Here is a 15,413-nt window from a genome sequence, read left to right on the forward strand (position 1 = left end):
TCTAAGCCACATGCACCGCTTCGGTCGCTGCCAGCTTCGGCTTGCGGCGCAGCTTGCGAACCACCGTGTAGAACGCGGGCGTGAACAGCAGGCCGAACCCGGTGACGCCGAGCATCCCCGAGAAGACGGCGGTGCCGAGCGATTGCCGCATCTCGGAGCCTGCGCCGGTTGCAACCACCAGCGGGGCGACGCCGAGAATAAACGCCAGCGACGTCATTAGAATCGGCCGCAGCCGGGTCCGCGCCGCACTGACCGCGGCCTCGGCCGGGCTGGCGCCATGGTCTTCAGCCTGGCGTGCGAATTCCACGATCAGGATGGCGTTCTTGGCCGCCAGCCCGACCAGAACCACGAACCCGATCTGTGCCAGAACGTCGATCGACATACCCCGCATCAACAGGCCAGTCACCGACGCCAGCAGGCACATCGGCACGATCATGACGACCGCGAGCGGCAGCTTCCAGCTTTCATACTGCGCCGCTAGCACCAGGAACACGAACAAGGCGGCGGCGCCGAACACCAGCAGTGACGACGTCCCCGGCTGTTGTTGCTGGTAGGCCAGTTCGGTCCACTCGAAGCCGATGCCGGGCGGCAGCACCTGCTGCGCAAGTTCCTCCATCCGGTGCAGCGCGGTGCCGGTCGCAACCCCGGGTGCGGCGACGCCCATGATCTCCGCCGCGGGGAACAGATTGAACCGGGGCACGCGATACGGCGCGTTTTCGTATTTGAGCCGGGCCACCGTGCCGATCGGCACCATCTCGCCCGCGGTATTGCGTGCCTTGAGCCGGGCGATATCCTGCGGGTCGCGCCGATAGCTGCCGTCGGCCTGCGCAATTACCTGATAAGTGCGTCCGAGATAATTGAAGTCGTTGACGTATTGCGAGCCGAGATAGACCTGCAGCGTCGAGAATACGTCCGTCGGCGTCAGCCCGACCTTCTCGGCTTTTTCCCGGTCGATATCGGCATAGACCGACGGCGCGCGGGTACCGAACAGGGTGAATACGCCTGCAAAACTCGGGTCCTTGTTGGCGGCGCCGACCAGCGTCTGTGCGGCGCGCGCCAGCGCGTCGGAGCCGAGCCCGGCGCGATCCTGCAGCATCATCTTGAAGCCGCCGGCGCTGCCGAGGCCCTGAACCGGCGGTGGCGGAATCGTCAGCACATAAGCATCCTGGATCACCGACAGGCGCTTGCGCAGGTCGGCGAGCACGGTTGCCGCCGTCAGGCCGTCGATGTGATGGCTGTAGAGCGACGGCAACCCGGAAAAGATCGTCCCCGAATTCGATGCGACGGTGAAGGTCGTGGCGTCGAGCCCTGCGAAGGGCGCGACATGCTCGACGCCTTGCGTCGACATGATGATTTCGACCGCCTTCTTCACGACCGCTTCGGTCCGCTCCAGCGTCGCGCCCGGCGGAAGCTGCACCACGGAAATCAGGTAGCCCTGATCCTGTTCCGGAATGAAGCCGGTGGGGGTGCGGGCAAACTGAACGCCGGTGACGCCGATCAGCACCGCGTAAGCCAGCAGCACCAGGCCGGTGAATTGCACGAAACGGCGGGTCATGCGGCCATAGCCGTTCGACAGCCATTCGAAGCCGAGGTTGAAGCGGTCAAATCCCGCCCGTACCAGGCGGACGATGAGCGAGGACTGCGGCTTGTGGCCGGGCTCGTGCGCCTTGAAGAGCACCGCGCAGAGGGCAGGGCTGAGCGTCAGCGATACGAAGCAGGAGATCAGGGTCGACGCCGCGATCGTCACCGCGAACTGGCGGAAGAACAAGCCGGTGATCCCGGACAGGAAGGCGGACGGCACGAACACGGCGCACAGCGTCAGTGCGATCGAGACCAGGGCGCCGCCGACTTCGTCCATCGTCGTATGTGCCGCTTTTGCCGGCGTCATGCCGCGCTCGAGATTGCGCTCGACGTTTTCCACCACGACGATGGCGTCGTCGACCACAATGCCGACCGCCAGCACCAGTCCGAACAGCGAGAGATTGTTGAGGGATATTCCGACCGCCCACAGCACGGTAAAGGTGCCGACCAGCGATACCGGGATCGCGATGACGGGAATAATCGCGGCCCGCCAGCTCTGCAGAAACAGGAACACCACGCCCACCACCAGCAGGATCGCGATAAAGATCGTGGTGATGACTTCATCGACGGATTTGCCGACGAAGATGGTGGGATCGTAGATCACCTTGTAGGCGACGCCGGGCGGAAACTGTTTTGCCAGCGGCTCCATGCTTGTCAGCACCGCCTTTTCCACGGCGAGCGAGTTGGCGCCGGGCTGGGCGAAGATCAGCAGGGGAATGCCGGGCCCGCGGTCCATGTAGGCGGTCGAGCCGTAGTCGGCGGCGCCGACCTCGACGCGGCCGACGTCGCGCAGGCGCGTCACGCGTCCCTCGGAATCGGATTTGAGTACGATGGCTGCAAACTGTTCCGGCGAGGACAACCTGCCGAGCGTCTGCACGTTGAGCTGATAGGCCTGCTGCGAGGCGATCGGCGGCTGATTGAGGACGCCGGCCGAAACCTGGACGTTCTGCGCCCGTAGGGCGGCAAGGACTTCGCTGGCGTTCAGGTTATGGGCCGCCACCTTGTCGGGGTCGAGCCAGATCCGCATCGCGTATTCGCGGGCGCCCTGGAAGGTGACGTCGCCGACTCCCGGCAAACGCGCCAGCACGTCCTTGACGTGCAGCGTGGCGTAGTTCGACAGATACAGCGTGTCGCGCGAACTGTCCGGCGAATACAGATGCACCGCCAGCAGGATGTTGGGCGTCGACTTCCGCACCTGGACACCGAGGCGCTGGACGTCTTCCGGCAACCGCGGGATCGCGTCCTGCACCCGGTTTTGCGTCAGCATCTGCGCGACGTTGAGGTCGGTGCCGATCCGGAACGACACGGTGATGGTGAGTTTGCCGTCGCCGGTGGACTGGCTGCTCATGTACAGCATGTTCTCGACGCCGTTGATCTGCTGCTCCAGCGGTGTCGCCACGGTTCGTGAAACGGTCTCGGCCGATGCGCCGGGATAGGCGGTCGTGACCTGCACGGTCGGCGGCACGATTTCCGGATATTGAGCCACCGGCAGGATTGCGAGCGCGCCGAGTCCGATCAGGGTCACGAAGACGCTGAGCACGGTGGCGAAGATCGGCCGGTCGATAAAGGTATGGGTGAGGCGCACGGGGAGCACTCCTTCGTAGCGTTTTCGAGCGAAGCGGACACCGGTTCGCGGGAAGAAAACGCGTCAAAACAAAAAGCTGGAGCCCGGTTCTGATCAGAACCGAAATGGCTCTAGCCTCGGCCGTCGATGGCCGCGTCGTAATGGATTGCACCGTCCTGCGGTGCGACTTTCATGCCGGGCACCGCGCGTACCAGCCCGTCGATCACGACGCGGTCGCCCGGCTCGAGGCCGGAGCGGACCACGCGCAGCCCGCCGCGCAGATCGCCGGTTTCGACGATCTTGGGCGCCACGGTGCCGTCGGCTGCAACCGTCATGACCAGGTGCTGCGACTGATCGAGCACGACGGCAGCGTCCGGCAGCAGCAACACCGGCGAGGGTGGTGCGACGCTGACGCGCAGCCGCGCGAACTGGCCTGGCGCCAGAAACAGGTCGTGATTGGGTACCGTGGCGCGGGCGTGGATCGTTCCGCTCGATCGGTCGATCGCGTTGTCGACGAAGTCGAGCGTTCCCTCGCGCGCAAAGGCATTCTCGTCGCTCAACCCGATCGAGACCTTGTTGGCGAGCGGACCGGGAAGCCGGGCGCGTTCGCGCGAGAAGGTCAGATAATCGGACTCGCTCATGTCGAAGTCGAGATAGAGCGGATCAAGCGACACCAGCGTCGCCAGCAACGTCGTCGGACTGGCGGCCGCACGGCTTCCCGCCACTAGGCTGCCGATCGATATTTGTCTGGCCCCGATACGCCCCGCGAACGGCGCCGTGACGCGGCAATATTCGAGATCGAGCTGGGCATCGCGCACCCGCGCCTTGGCGTCTTCGACGGTGGCCTGCGCCGAATCCTGATCTGACGTGCGCTGGTCGACCGTCTCCTGGGTGGCGAATTCGTTGCGGCGGAGCGAGCTCGCGCGCGAGAGCTGATTATTGGCGAGGGCGACGCGCGCTTGTGCCGTCTGCAGCGCCGCGTTGGCTTGCGCCAGCCTGATTTCATAGGGACGCGGGTCGATGACGAAGAGCAAGTCGCCCTTGCGCACCATCTGGCCGTCCTTGAAGTGGATCTCGGTCAGCGTGCCGCCGACCTGCGCGCGGAGTTCGACGCGGTCGATCGCGGAAAACTGGCCCAGCGATCCCATTCTGGTGTCGACATCGTGCTGCAGCGGCGTGCTGACGGTCACCACGGGGGCTGCGGCCGGCGGTATGGCGGCCTTGACGTCGTGGCGTTCTGAGAGACCGAAATAGGCGCCCGATGCGATGGCTGCGGCGGCAATGACGGCCGTCGCGGCCCGAATCCCCCAGCTCTTCCGCGGTGCCGGTGGGTTTGCTGCCTCACGCTCAATACTCGAAGGATCGGTGATCTGGTCCATTCGTGCGCCCCTAAACCTTTGTTATTCCGCAGTCTTTTGTCCCAACCACAAAGGGGTTGATATTTGGAGGGTCTGCTCCAATATGCCGGATATAAAATCGGGGAGGCGTCGTTCAAGGATTATTGGAGCGATGACACCAAAAATAGTTACAAGTGTTGCTGAAACCAGCAAGCGCCGGCGCGGAAGGCCGGTGGTCTTCGATCGCGACCAGGCCCTCGGAGAAGCGATGAAGCTTTTCTGGGAGCGCGGCTATGAAGGCACATCGTTCGACGATCTGATCGCGGCGATGGGGATCAGCGCGTCGAGCTTCTACAATTCCTTCGGCAGCAAGGAAGACCTCTATTGCGAGGCGTCCAGATCCTATCTGGATTCGGCGGGCCGCTGGTTCTTCGGCATCCTCAACGACGAAACCACCGATACGAAGACGGCGTTTGCGCGCCTGTTCGCCACCACCGCCGAAGAATTCACCCGCGGCGATCATCCGCTCGGCTGCATGATCTCGCTGGCCGGCACCCACACGCCGCCGGCGATGAAGAACATCCGCGAACTGATGGCCGAGCATCGCGCATTTTCCGAAGGCGCGATGGCGGCGCGGATCGAGCAGGGCGTTGCGCACGGCGACGTGCCCGGGGATACCGATATCGGTGCGTTGGCCGCCTATTACAGCACCGTTGCCCGCGGCCTTGCGGTGCAGGCCCGCGACGGCGCGTCGCGTGAAAGGCTGGCCGAGATCGGCCGTCTGGCGATGAACGCCTGGCCGAGCGGCGATACCGGGGTCAAGAAAACCGCCGTGAGAAAGACCAAGGCACGCGCCCGGACAAAATCCGTGAAGGCCGGATCGTGCTGAGTGCGGACGGCGAGGGCACACGGAACCGCCAGGGCTTGTGATCAGGGCTTGTGATGTCGTCAGAGGCCACGCGGATCATCGATCTGTATCAGCGCAGGGCGCTGGAATGGGCCCGGGATCGGGAACGTGGCGGCGGCTTGGTGGAAAAATCCTGGCTCGAGCAGTTTCGCGCGCTGGTGCCGTCCGCGGCGTCCATCCTGGATATCGGATACGGATCCGGCGTGCCGATTTCCCGCTATCTGATCGAAGCCGGGCACCACGTCACCGGGGTGGACTCGTCTGCTACCCTGATCGATCTCTGCCGCGATCGTTTTCCCGCGCACGAATGGATTGCGGCCGACATGCGCACACTCGCGCTTGGACAGACATTCGACGGGATCATTGCATGGGACAGCTCCTTCCACTTATGTCCGGACGACCAACGGCAGATGTTTCCGGTTTTTCGGCAGCACGCCGCGCCCGGCGCGGCTCTGATGTTTACAAGCGGACCCGCGCACGGAGAGGCGGTCGGGAGCTTTGAGGGCGAGCTTTTGTATCACGCGAGCCTCGACCCGGCTGAGTATCGTTCGCTGCTGGATCAACACGGATTTCAAGTCATCTCGCATGTCGCCGAAGATCCGGACTGCGGACGCCATACCGTCTGGCTCGCGCAACGCGTCTAGGCGCCCCGCTTCGCATTAGCCGCGAGCGGGGCTTTTGCGGTGGGTCTAGACGATGCCGAGATCGGCCGGCCGCGTCGATGCGAATATCCGCTCCAGGCTCGCTGTCTGTAGCCCATACATGCGCTGCAGCAGGCCGGCGAACAGGCTCCGGTAATCCGTCAGCACGGGGTAATCGCGGTTCTGGAACAGGTTGGCCTGTTCGACCTTGACCTGCGCGCCTAAAATCCGTCCGCCGTTGATGCCGCCGCCGAGCACCCAGTAGGCGCTGCCATGGCCATGGTCGGTGCCGCGGTCGCCGTTTTCCCGGAACGTCCGCCCGAACTCGGAGATCGTGACGACGACGGTGTCGCGCCAGGCCGGGCCGACTTCCTCGGCAAATCCCGCCAGTGCCCGACCGAGCTCGCCGAGCCGGTCGGCGAGGTAGCCTTGCGCCGCGCCCTGGTTGACATGGGTGTCCCAGCCGCCGACGTCGACGAAGCCGAGATTATATTGCTCGCGCATCAGCCGGCCGATGCGGCGGGCGGAAAGCTCAAAACCGCGCGGCGATACCGCGCCGCGGTTGGCCGCAGTCATTTCCTCCGAGATCGAGCGGTAGACGTCGTCCCGTACCTTAAAGCCTTCCTCGACCGCGGATGCGAGATCGCTGTGCGCATACATCTGCTTGATGAGTTTGGCCTGGCGGTCGTCGATCGCCGGTTTGCCGACCGCGTTGATGCCGACATTGGGGATCTGCGCCTTGCCGCGGAACGTCAGCGGCAACTGGTCGGTAAAGGCAATCGGCTTGACCCGCGTCAGCTCCGCGGCCAGCCGGCTCATGAAGCCGGAGCGGTAGTCGCGCGAGCCGCCGACGGCCTGGCCGAGTTCGATCGTGTCCTGGGTTTCGAAATGGCTGCGGCTCGTGTCATCCGACGGCCCCGCAAACGGAATGAACGCGATCTCGCGCTTGGCCCATAGCGGATAGAGGCTGTCGCGCAGCGCCGGGTGCAGTCCCCAGTCGGAATTCAGCGCCAGCGCCGCATTGGGGTTGCCGGCGTCCGGCCGGGCGATCGCCAGCGTCGGCCGCGAGGCATAATAGAAATCGCTGCCCGTCGGCACCACGACATTGGCGGCGTCATAGGCGCCGCGCAGGAACACCACCAGCAGCCGCGCATCGGTGGACGGCGCCGCCCAGACTCTTCCGGCGACAGTCAGCGAGGCGGTGGCGGCAAAGGCCTTGATCAGTTCGCGACGGTTCATCGGCAGGCTCCTTTTCGCAAACGCGGCGTACAAGTCAGTCCATGAATTCCGGCGACGACAGAAACAGCGTGTTCCAGTCCTGTGGCGACACCGCCTGATCCAGCGCGGCCTGCGTCGTGGCGCTCAACGTCTGCCGCAGGCTGCCGAAGAACAGCGCGTTCTGAATCAGCGGAAACGCCGGCTGGTCTGTCGCATTGGGAACATCCGGCTTGAACAGGCCTGATGAGCCCGAGCCGATCTGGCGGGCGATCTCGAACCGCACCATCATCTGGCCCGGGCCGTTCCAGGTCGCCGAAGTCAGTGGATAGCCGTCCGGCGTCGGACGGTTGAACAGGCCTTCGGCCAAACGATTGAGCCAGTTCTGGATCGGGTTGGTGTTGAGGATGACCTTGTCGTCATAGGCCATGCGCACGGCCGACAACACGTACTGAACGCTGTCCTTGAACTTGGTGCCTGACTTCAGCGAAGCGGTGAATTCGGGGGCGTGGACCATGGTCGCCAGCACGGCCGCGATGTCGCCGTCGGTCTGCTGAAAGGTCTGCGCCATGCGCTGGACCAGGGCTGCGGGCGGCGTGTCGCTGACGAAATAGGTCGCGAGCTTCTGCGCGATCCGGGTTGCGGTGGCCGGCTGCCGGCACAGGATGTCGAGCGCTTCGTCGACCTCGGCGAGGCCACGGCCCTTGATCGGGTGCCCCAGAAACATCTTGTCGCCGTAGTCGTGCCGCGCCGGGTTGAACTCGAACGCGCCTTCGCGGAACAACTGCGGCTGCAGCTCCGGCTTGAGTTTCGGATCTTCGTTCTTCAGGTCGATGCCGACGCCGGTCAGAATCCGCGCCAGTTCCTCGACGTCGGCCTGCGTGTAGCCGGAGCCGACGCCCATGGTGTGCAGTTCCATGATCTCGCGCGCATAGTTCTCGTTGAGATGGCCGGCCGCGTTGTCAGCATTGTCGAGATAGCGCAGCATCGCCGGATGACGCAGCGTCGCCGACAAGAGGTCGCGGAAGCGTCCCATCGCAAACGGCCGGATCGCGCGATCCTCGTAGTCGCCGATCATGACGCGGATGTTCGCCTTGTAGAGGTGCACATTGAAATGGTTGAACCAGAACCAGACCATCCGTTCCCGCAACTGGTCCGGTGCGTACAGCGCCCGCAGAATGCTGCGCGCCGCCGCCTGCCGGCCGCGATCGTTCATCGCCTGCTGAAAGGCCTGCTGCGCCGCTTTCTTCTGTTCGGGGTCGGGGAGCTGATTGGCTGCGCGGCTTTGCTGGTCGAAGGCATTGGCGACATCGAACGGCAACCGGTGCACGTCGGGCATCGCCTCGATCTGCGACCGCACCGATGCCGGCAACGCCGGCTGCTCCTTCGGGTGCAGTTGCTCGTCGAGCCAGCGATCGGTTCCAACCGCCTTGAGATGTTCCGCAGCCGATGGGGTGACGCCCCATGTCAGCCGGTCCATCAAGGCAAAATCGACAGGCTTCAATTCGCCGGCGGCAGCGGATGCCGCCGACAGCGCCAGCGCGACACCGCATCCGCAAACGGCAATCCGGAATGATCGTTCGGCTCGGCGCATGTCACTGTCCCGGTAACGGCAGGGCGGCAGTAAAGAGAGTTCCTTCTGAACAAACTCTGAATGGGCGCATCGCCAATGAAACGCATGAGCTATCGGAAAAATATGGCGGCACGGGCCGCATTCCATTCACAACGCGTTCAGGACGAAGATTTTAAGAAAACGCCGCTCAACATCCGGGGATACCGACCATGAGAGTTTTTGCCGCCGCCATCGTCGCCGGTTCGCTGGCGCTCGCAACCGTCGCCGCAACGGTAGCCTTGGCCCAATCCACCAGCGCACCGGCGCCCACAGGCTCCTCCGCGGCAACGCCGCCGGCCGCGGCAGCGCCTGCTGGCCCGGCGACCACCGCGGCGCCAGCGCCGAGCGGAAAAAAGCTGGCCTGCCAGGCCGCGTCTGAAGCGGTGAAGGGGCAGGCACGGAAGGACCAGATGCAGCTCTGCATGATGCAGGCGCGGCTCGACTGCCTCAAACAGGCGATCGATCAGAATATCGTCGGGCCGCAGCGCAAGGATTTCGTGAAGAGCTGCGCAGGGTAGATCATGCCGGCGCGGTTTGGGCGACGAGCGCCTCGATCTCGCCGAGCAGGTTGCGCCATGCCTTGTCGATCTCGGGCGACCAATCCTCACCCAGGATATCGCGCAGGGTGCGGGCGATGATGCCGAAGAAGGCGATGAACAGATCGCGCGGCGTGCCGTAGGCGTCGTGCGAGGAGATCTCGCATTCGATCATGCGGAAATGCCCGGTGCGGGGGCCGACAAAATCCAGGATCGCGTCGATCGTCAGCGCCAGCATCGAACCCTTGACGGGTTCACTTCCCTCGGTGCGGAACATGGTCAGCGTTTCCGGGTGCTCGCTGTGCAGGCGGCGATAGACCAGCGGCGTGATGTCCTCGCAGCGCTCGGCGGCAATCTCGAAGCTTCGCTCGATCGGATTCGATTCGGACATCATGCTTCTTCCGAGCATCTCTCGATTCTTCTGACGCGATTTCTTCGTGCGAAAACGTTATCGAAAAAAAAGAGCAGGGCGCTAGCCCTGCTCAAAAATTGTGTCGACCCTTAATTTCCTCGAAGATTTGGATTTGATCTTGATGACCGAGGCGACGCTGCTTGTGCGCGTCAGGGCTCCTCCCGAGACTTGGACCACCAGACTGAGACCTCTCGGCCCGCCTGAGCCCGCACTGTTAGACCATCTCGTTCGTCTTGTCACCATTTTCAGCAACGATTGTTCAAAATTCCAGCAATCTGCGAAATGATTGAGATTACACCACTATCGGTTGCAGATATCAGCTCATGCTTCAGAAAAGGCGGTAATTCGGTAGGCCGTTTTCGTGCGGGCCGCCGACACCGGCGCGGGCGGGTTAATCCCGCGGAGGGGAATTAAAAATCCGGGAACCTGATCTCGACTTCGGACTCCCTAGGTGATTAGTTCTCCCTCGGATGGAATAGCGATGCGCGCACGGCTGAAGAATTTTCTGCCAATCGTTCTGTTGGCGCTGGTGGTGCAGATTTTCGCACCGATCGGCGCTTGCTGGGCTGCCAGCATTGCCGCGTCCGATCCGCTTGCCGCCGCCGTGATCTGTCACGGCAATGGCGCTTCCCCGAACGGGCCATCCGACCAGACCGGCCATCGCGCCCATGACGGATGCTGTTCGGTTTGCAGCGTGCTGCAGACCGGGGCGCCGGTCGATGTGCCGCAAATTGCGGCAGCAATCACCTTCGTTTCCCCCGCCGCGCGCGTGGTCTGGACCGAATTCACGCCCGCGCGATTCGCGTCCCGCGCCGGCTCGCATGCGCAGGCGCGCGCACCCCCGACCGTTTCCTGACGACCCGAATACCCGATGGATCGGTGCGGCCCCGGCCGCGCCGCTCGGTTCAATTCAGCTAACCGGCCGCAGAGCCGGTGTCAGGACCATTCCATGTTTCGTTATCATGCCGTTGGAGGCGCGAGTCTGCTTGTAATTGGCAGCGCGCTTTTCGCTTTGCCCACCATGGTGGTGGCGCAGACCGCCAACCAGACGTTGCCTCCGGTCAACGTCGATGCGCCTCGGCCGGCTGCGGCGAGGCCCGCCGTCCGGCGTCCCAGTGTCCGCGCGACGGCCCGGACGCAGGCGAAGCCGGCGGCGCCCAACGCCACAACGGCGGTAACGCAGGTTGCGCGCGTCACTCCGACGGCGGCGCGCGATACGCTGAACCAGGCACCGGCGGGACAGACCGCGACCACGGTCGATCGAAGCCAGTTCGACAACAGGCCTTCGTTCTCCGTCAGCGACGTGCTGCGCGACAGTCCCGGCATCTCCGTCAAGCAGGGCAACGGCCCGCGCGATATCGGTATCTCGATTCGCGGCTCCAACGCCCGCAACGGCTTCGGCATCCGCAACCTCGTGATTTTCGAGGATGGCTTCCCGGTGACGCAGCCGGACGGGCTTTCCCGTAGCGACCTGATCGACCCGCGCGCCTATGCCGCGATCGATGTGATCCGGGGGCCGTCATCGGCGCTCTATGGCAACTACGCGACCGGCGGCGCGCTCAACTTCCGCACCCGTCCGGGCGGCACCATTGACGGCGTGGAATACGGCGTCGATGGCGGCAGCTTCGGTTACGTCAACAACTATCTGGCGGCCGGCAAGAAGGTCGGGAACTTCGAAGGCTCGCTGTTTGCAAGCGACGCGCGGGGTAACGGCTATATCGGCAATAGCTGGTTCAATACCCAGACGGTGAATTTTCTGGGCACGCTGCAAGCCACGCCGGATGATCGCTTCACGGTCAAATTCATCAACAACGATTTGAGCACGCGGCTACCGATCCGCTCCTCGCTCAATCAGTTCTACCAAAATCCGTTCCAGCAGGGTTGCGCGAACGGCGCGACGGCAGCGCCCGGCTGCGGCACGGTGACGCTCTTCAACAACGGCTTTAACGCTGTCGCCGGTACCGACAAGGAAACGGCAGTGCAGGCGGGGCTCGGCCGCAACGATCGCCGCACCATCGTTGGCGGGCGATGGGAGCACGATTTCGACAACACCACGACCTGGCGCAACCAGTTCGTCTTTGATGATCGCAACATCAACCAACCGACCGGTTCCACCAGCGCGATCGGTGATTTTCCGTCCTACAATTACATGAGCGACGTCACCAAGCGTGGTGAGCTGTTCGGCATGGACAGCACCACTTACCTCGGCGGCTTCTACAACACGCTGGTCGCATCGAGCGATACCCGCAACGTGATGCCGGGCGGTAACGCCACGTTGGGCAGGCTGTCGGCCAATACCTACAGCGACACCTCGAACTACGGCATGCGCGCGCGCGAGGAACTCAAGCTGGCGCCGTCGCTGACGGCGATAGCCGGCATCGGATGGGAAACCACCAATCTGAAGGGGATCAACACCGCATACACCTACACCGGACCCACCGGCGTTACGACGGCAACGCCCATTACGGCCGACCGGCAGTTTCAGAACACCGCGCCCGAACTGGCGTTGCTGTACAAGCTGAACAGCGAGTGGCTGTTCCGCGCGCGCGCCGCCACCGGGTACGGGACGCCCCAGGTCTCGAACCTGTTCGTGTTGCCGAGCGGCGCGTTCGGCAACAATACCCAGCTCGAGACGCAGAAGAATCTCGGTTACGACCTCGGCTTCGACTGGACGCCGAACAAGGCGTTGAAACTCAGCGTGACCGGCTTCTATGAATTCTTCAGGAACGAACTTGTGACCCAGGCGACCCAACCGAACCAGCCCAACGCGAGTTACACTTTCAACGCGCCGCGCTCGGAGCATCGCGGTGTGGAGATTGCCGCCGATTGGAAGTTTTACCCCGGCTGGCGGTTCACGGCGGCCTACACCTATCTGGACGAAGTCTACACCGAATACACCGAAAACCTCCTCAATGGCGCGGTGTTCAGCTTCAACCGCGCCGGCAACAAGATTCCGGGCATATCGCCGAACGAGCTGACGACGCGGTTGGGTTATGACGAGACGTCTGGTCGGCTGGCGGGCGTTGGAGCCTTTGTCGAGGTGCAGTGGAAGGACTCGTTCTATATGGACAACGCCAACCTGCTCAAGGCGCCTGGTTACGAACTGGTCAACCTCAACGTCCACTACAAGACGGATCTGCTGTCCGACTATTTCAGGTCCTTGAGCCTGTACCTCGAGGTCCGAAACGTGTTCGATCGGACCTATGTGGCTTCAGCGAACAACATCTCCAACTCGGTTACGTCCAAGGGCATCTATCTGGATCCCGCGAATACCACCGGTTCGATCTATGCCGGATCGCCGCGCGCGTTTGTGGCCGGTATGAAGGTGGCGTTCCGATGACCGGTGAAACCAACAGGGGCATGACGATGCCGAAAGCAAAGTGGATAGGCGCGATTGCCTTCGCGCTCTGGCAAACCGCCGCCGCCGCGCAGATGAGCCATCAGCATGCCTCGGAAGCGGCGTGCGATGAACCTGCCTTGCGCTGCGCCACCAGGGTCACGCCGACCTTCGCCGCCGATGGAACGTTGTGGCTGGCCTGGATGGCGGGAGGCCAGATATCCGTCGCAAGCTCGAAGGATGGCGGAAAGAACCTCTCGACGCCGGTTCAGGTGACGAAGGAGAAGCTGAATCTGGACTGGGGTCCTGATGCGCGTCCCAAGATCGTGGTCGATCGCAAGGGCGACATCGTCCTGGCGTTTTCGACCTTCCGGGACAAGGCTTTCAACGGTCAGGTGCTGACGACCCGGTCCGGCGACGGCGGCCGGAGCTTTGCCGAGGTGAAGCCGATCACGTCAAACAACGAGAGCCAGCGCTTCGAGGCGTTGGGCCTCGATGCGGATGGGACGGTTTTCGCGGTGTGGCTCGACAAGCGCAACCGCGTACCAGCGCAGCAGGCCGGGAAAAAATACGATGGGGCAGGGCTGTTCTTCGCGTCTTCAAAGGACGGCGGCGCAACCTATGCCGAAGCGCGGCTCGCGACCGACAATACCTGCGAGTGCTGCCGGCTCGGTCTGGCATTTGCCGGGCCCGGCCGTCCGGTCGTCATGTTCAGGAACATCTTCGAAGGCGGCGTGCGGGATCACGCGGTGATGGCTTTCCCTGATTTGGCGACACCGGGCGAAGTGCGCCGCGTCAGTACGGATGACTGGCAGATTGCTGCCTGCCCGCATCACGGCCCAAGTCTCTCGATCTCGTCGGCGGGCACCTATCACGCAACCTGGTACACCAATGGCAAAGCACGTAAGGGGCTGTTCTACGCCCGCTCGCAGGACGAGGGGCGAACGTTCTCCGATCCGATTGCGGTCGGCCGGGCGGATCGCAATCCGACGCGGCCTTACGTGCTGGCGGGTCCGCACGGCACCGCGATGGTCTGGAAGGAATTCGACGGCGAGAAGACGACCGTCAACCTGATGACCTCCCACGACGACGGCAAGAACTGGTCGAAGCCTGTGGCGATTTCCTCCACGAGCGACACCTCGGATCATCCGCTGCTCGTCAGTGACGGACAGCGAACCTTTCTTTCCTGGATGACGAAGGCGGACGGGTATCGCTTTCAGCCGATCGGGGATGAGTCATGAGACGCCTGTTGCTGGCCGCCACCTTGCTGGTGGCCTTTCTCGCGCCGGCGCCCGGTTCGGAGACGCCGCCCCAACTCAAGCCGTTCGTGCGGGGAAGCTGGCAGGACGTGCTGCGTTCGCATGCCGGCCGGCCGACGCTGGTGCATTTCTGGGGCGTGACCTGCGGCCCCTGCAAGGTCGAGCTGCCGCTGCTTGGAAAGTTCATGAAAGACCATGGCGACATCGACGTGGTCACAATCAGTGCCGATCTCGTTCCCGATTTGCCCGGCGCTACCCGTTCGATGCTGGAAAAGGCCGGACTGGGGCCGGCCGAAAACTGGATATTCAACGACGGCTTTGTCGAACGCCTGCGATTCGAAATCGATCCGGCATGGCAAGGCGACATCCCCCGCACCATCCTGATTGCGCGTGACGGCGCCGCCACCACCATCGAAGGCTCGGCCGAAATGCAGGATCTGGAAAACTGGACGGCTCAGCAGACCTCGGCGGCCGCAACATCTCCCAAATCGAAAGAAACAAAATGAAGTCTGCTCTGAAATTTCTCGCTTCCGCCGCGCTCGCCGCCGGCCTGTTCACCGCTTCGGCACGCGCTGAAGACATCAAGGCCGGTGACCTCGTGATCTCGCAGGCCTGGAGCCGTGCCACGCCAAACGGCGCCAAGATCGCCGGCGGCTATCTCACCATCGAAAACAAGGGCGCTGCGCCAGACCGGCTGATCGGCGGCAGCGGCGATATCGCGGGGAAGGTCGAGGTCCACGAGATGTCGATGAACAACGGCGTCATGACCATGCGTCCGCTCGACAAGGGACTGGCGATTGAGCCGGGCAAGACCGTGAAGCTGGCGCCGGGCGGCTACCATCTGATGATGTTCGACCTGAAAGGCCCGCTCAAGCAGGGCGAGAAGGTGCCGGTGACGCTTGAGTTCGAAAAGGCCGGCAAGGTGAATTTGTCGCTGGACGTGCAGGGCGTCGGCGCCCAGGCGCCCGCCGGCATGGATCATTCCGGCGGTCACATGGAGATGAAAAAGTGA

Annotated in this window: 13 protein-coding genes; 8 read left to right on the forward strand and 5 right to left on the reverse strand. The window is 63.5% G+C overall.

From position 1 onward, the window contains the following. Position 1: 1 nt before the first annotated feature. Together BLR13_RS35330 and BLR13_RS35335 are read right to left on the reverse strand one after the other, a co-directional pair. A complete protein-coding gene (locus BLR13_RS35330; protein ID WP_074832650.1) occupies positions 2-3,166 on the reverse strand; it encodes an efflux RND transporter permease subunit in 3,165 nt (1,054 codons plus the stop codon). A 110-nt stretch (positions 3,167-3,276) separates the two neighbouring features. Next, on the reverse strand, positions 3,277-4,524 hold the full coding sequence (locus tag BLR13_RS35335; RefSeq protein ID WP_074832652.1) for an efflux RND transporter periplasmic adaptor subunit: 1,248 nt from the start codon (positions 4,522-4,524) through the stop codon (positions 3,277-3,279). A 226-nt stretch (positions 4,525-4,750) separates the two neighbouring features. On the opposite strand from BLR13_RS35335, the gene BLR13_RS35340 reads away from it, so the two are divergent. After that, positions 4,751-5,371 carry a TetR/AcrR family transcriptional regulator gene (locus BLR13_RS35340; RefSeq protein ID WP_079588060.1) on the forward strand — a complete coding sequence of 207 codons (621 nt, stop codon included), beginning with the start codon at positions 4,751-4,753 and terminating at the stop codon, positions 5,369-5,371. Between the two features lie 53 nt (positions 5,372-5,424). After that, positions 5,425-6,033, forward strand: coding sequence for a class I SAM-dependent methyltransferase (locus BLR13_RS35345; protein ID WP_074832658.1), 609 nt, complete (start codon positions 5,425-5,427; stop codon positions 6,031-6,033). Between the two features lie 45 nt (positions 6,034-6,078). Here the strand turns inward: BLR13_RS35345 and BLR13_RS35350 are convergent, their stop codons facing one another. Both BLR13_RS35350 and BLR13_RS35355 read right to left on the reverse strand, forming a co-directional pair. Continuing rightward, positions 6,079-7,269: a DUF1501 domain-containing protein gene (locus BLR13_RS35350; RefSeq protein WP_074832829.1), complete on the reverse strand. Its 1,191-nt coding sequence runs from the start codon at positions 7,267-7,269 to the stop codon at positions 6,079-6,081. 34 nt (positions 7,270-7,303) lie between these two features. Beyond that, positions 7,304-8,839 carry a DUF1800 domain-containing protein gene (locus BLR13_RS35355; protein ID WP_074832661.1) on the reverse strand — a complete coding sequence of 512 codons (1,536 nt, stop codon included), beginning with the start codon at positions 8,837-8,839 and terminating at the stop codon, positions 7,304-7,306. Between the two features lie 188 nt (positions 8,840-9,027). Here BLR13_RS35355 and BLR13_RS35360 point away from each other — a divergent pair, with 188 nt between their 5' ends. Beyond that, positions 9,028-9,375: a hypothetical protein gene (locus BLR13_RS35360; protein ID WP_074832664.1), complete on the forward strand. Its 348-nt coding sequence runs from the start codon at positions 9,028-9,030 to the stop codon at positions 9,373-9,375. Position 9,376: 1 nt separating this feature from the next. On the opposite strand, the gene BLR13_RS35365 is transcribed toward BLR13_RS35360, so the two are convergent. Next, positions 9,377-9,787 carry a globin gene (locus BLR13_RS35365; protein ID WP_074832666.1) on the reverse strand — a complete coding sequence of 137 codons (411 nt, stop codon included), beginning with the start codon at positions 9,785-9,787 and terminating at the stop codon, positions 9,377-9,379. 499 nt (positions 9,788-10,286) lie between these two features. On the opposite strand from BLR13_RS35365, the gene BLR13_RS35370 reads away from it, so the two are divergent. The 5 genes from BLR13_RS35370 to BLR13_RS35390 all read left to right on the forward strand — a co-directional run bounded on the left by BLR13_RS35370 (position 10,287) and on the right by BLR13_RS35390 (position 15,413). Continuing rightward, entirely contained in the window at positions 10,287-10,661 is a 375-nt protein-coding gene (locus BLR13_RS35370) for a DUF2946 family protein (RefSeq protein WP_074832669.1), read from the forward strand. Between the two features lie 93 nt (positions 10,662-10,754). Continuing rightward, positions 10,755-13,145, forward strand: coding sequence for a TonB-dependent receptor family protein (locus BLR13_RS35375; protein WP_091976942.1), 2,391 nt, complete (start codon positions 10,755-10,757; stop codon positions 13,143-13,145). A gap of 26 nt (positions 13,146-13,171) precedes the next feature. Beyond that, on the forward strand, positions 13,172-14,383 hold the full coding sequence (locus BLR13_RS35380) for a sialidase family protein (RefSeq protein WP_074832832.1): 1,212 nt from the start codon (positions 13,172-13,174) through the stop codon (positions 14,381-14,383). Further along, a complete protein-coding gene (locus BLR13_RS35385; RefSeq protein WP_074832676.1) occupies positions 14,380-14,907 on the forward strand; it encodes a TlpA family protein disulfide reductase in 528 nt (175 codons plus the stop codon). The genes BLR13_RS35380 and BLR13_RS35385 overlap by 4 nt, the downstream gene beginning before the upstream one ends. Beyond that, positions 14,904-15,413, forward strand: coding sequence for a copper chaperone PCu(A)C (locus BLR13_RS35390; RefSeq protein WP_074832678.1), 510 nt, complete (start codon positions 14,904-14,906; stop codon positions 15,411-15,413). The genes BLR13_RS35385 and BLR13_RS35390 overlap by 4 nt, the downstream gene beginning before the upstream one ends.

Source organism: Bradyrhizobium ottawaense (assembly GCF_900099825.1).
GTDB classification, from domain to species: domain Bacteria; phylum Pseudomonadota; class Alphaproteobacteria; order Rhizobiales; family Xanthobacteraceae; genus Bradyrhizobium; species Bradyrhizobium ottawaense_A.

Coding starts and splice junctions, on each gene's coding strand:
- BLR13_RS35380 (WP_074832832.1), top strand. CDS start 13,172: ATGCCGAAAGCAAAGTGGATAGGCGCGATTGCCTTCGCGCTCTGGCAA.
- BLR13_RS35375 (WP_091976942.1), top strand. CDS start 10,755: ATGTTTCGTTATCATGCCGTTGGAGGCGCGAGTCTGCTTGTAATTGGC.
- BLR13_RS35365 (WP_074832666.1), bottom strand. CDS start 9,787: ATGATGTCCGAATCGAATCCGATCGAGCGAAGCTTCGAGATTGCCGCC.
- BLR13_RS35385 (WP_074832676.1), top strand. CDS start 14,380: ATGAGACGCCTGTTGCTGGCCGCCACCTTGCTGGTGGCCTTTCTCGCG.
- BLR13_RS35370 (WP_074832669.1), top strand. CDS start 10,287: ATGCGCGCACGGCTGAAGAATTTTCTGCCAATCGTTCTGTTGGCGCTG.
- BLR13_RS35390 (WP_074832678.1), top strand. CDS start 14,904: ATGAAGTCTGCTCTGAAATTTCTCGCTTCCGCCGCGCTCGCCGCCGGC.
- BLR13_RS35350 (WP_074832829.1), bottom strand. CDS start 7,269: ATGAACCGTCGCGAACTGATCAAGGCCTTTGCCGCCACCGCCTCGCTG.
- BLR13_RS35340 (WP_079588060.1), top strand. CDS start 4,751: ATGAAGCTTTTCTGGGAGCGCGGCTATGAAGGCACATCGTTCGACGAT.
- BLR13_RS35360 (WP_074832664.1), top strand. CDS start 9,028: ATGAGAGTTTTTGCCGCCGCCATCGTCGCCGGTTCGCTGGCGCTCGCA.
- BLR13_RS35335 (WP_074832652.1), bottom strand. CDS start 4,524: ATGGACCAGATCACCGATCCTTCGAGTATTGAGCGTGAGGCAGCAAAC.
- BLR13_RS35345 (WP_074832658.1), top strand. CDS start 5,425: ATGTCGTCAGAGGCCACGCGGATCATCGATCTGTATCAGCGCAGGGCG.
- BLR13_RS35355 (WP_074832661.1), bottom strand. CDS start 8,839: ATGCGCCGAGCCGAACGATCATTCCGGATTGCCGTTTGCGGATGCGGT.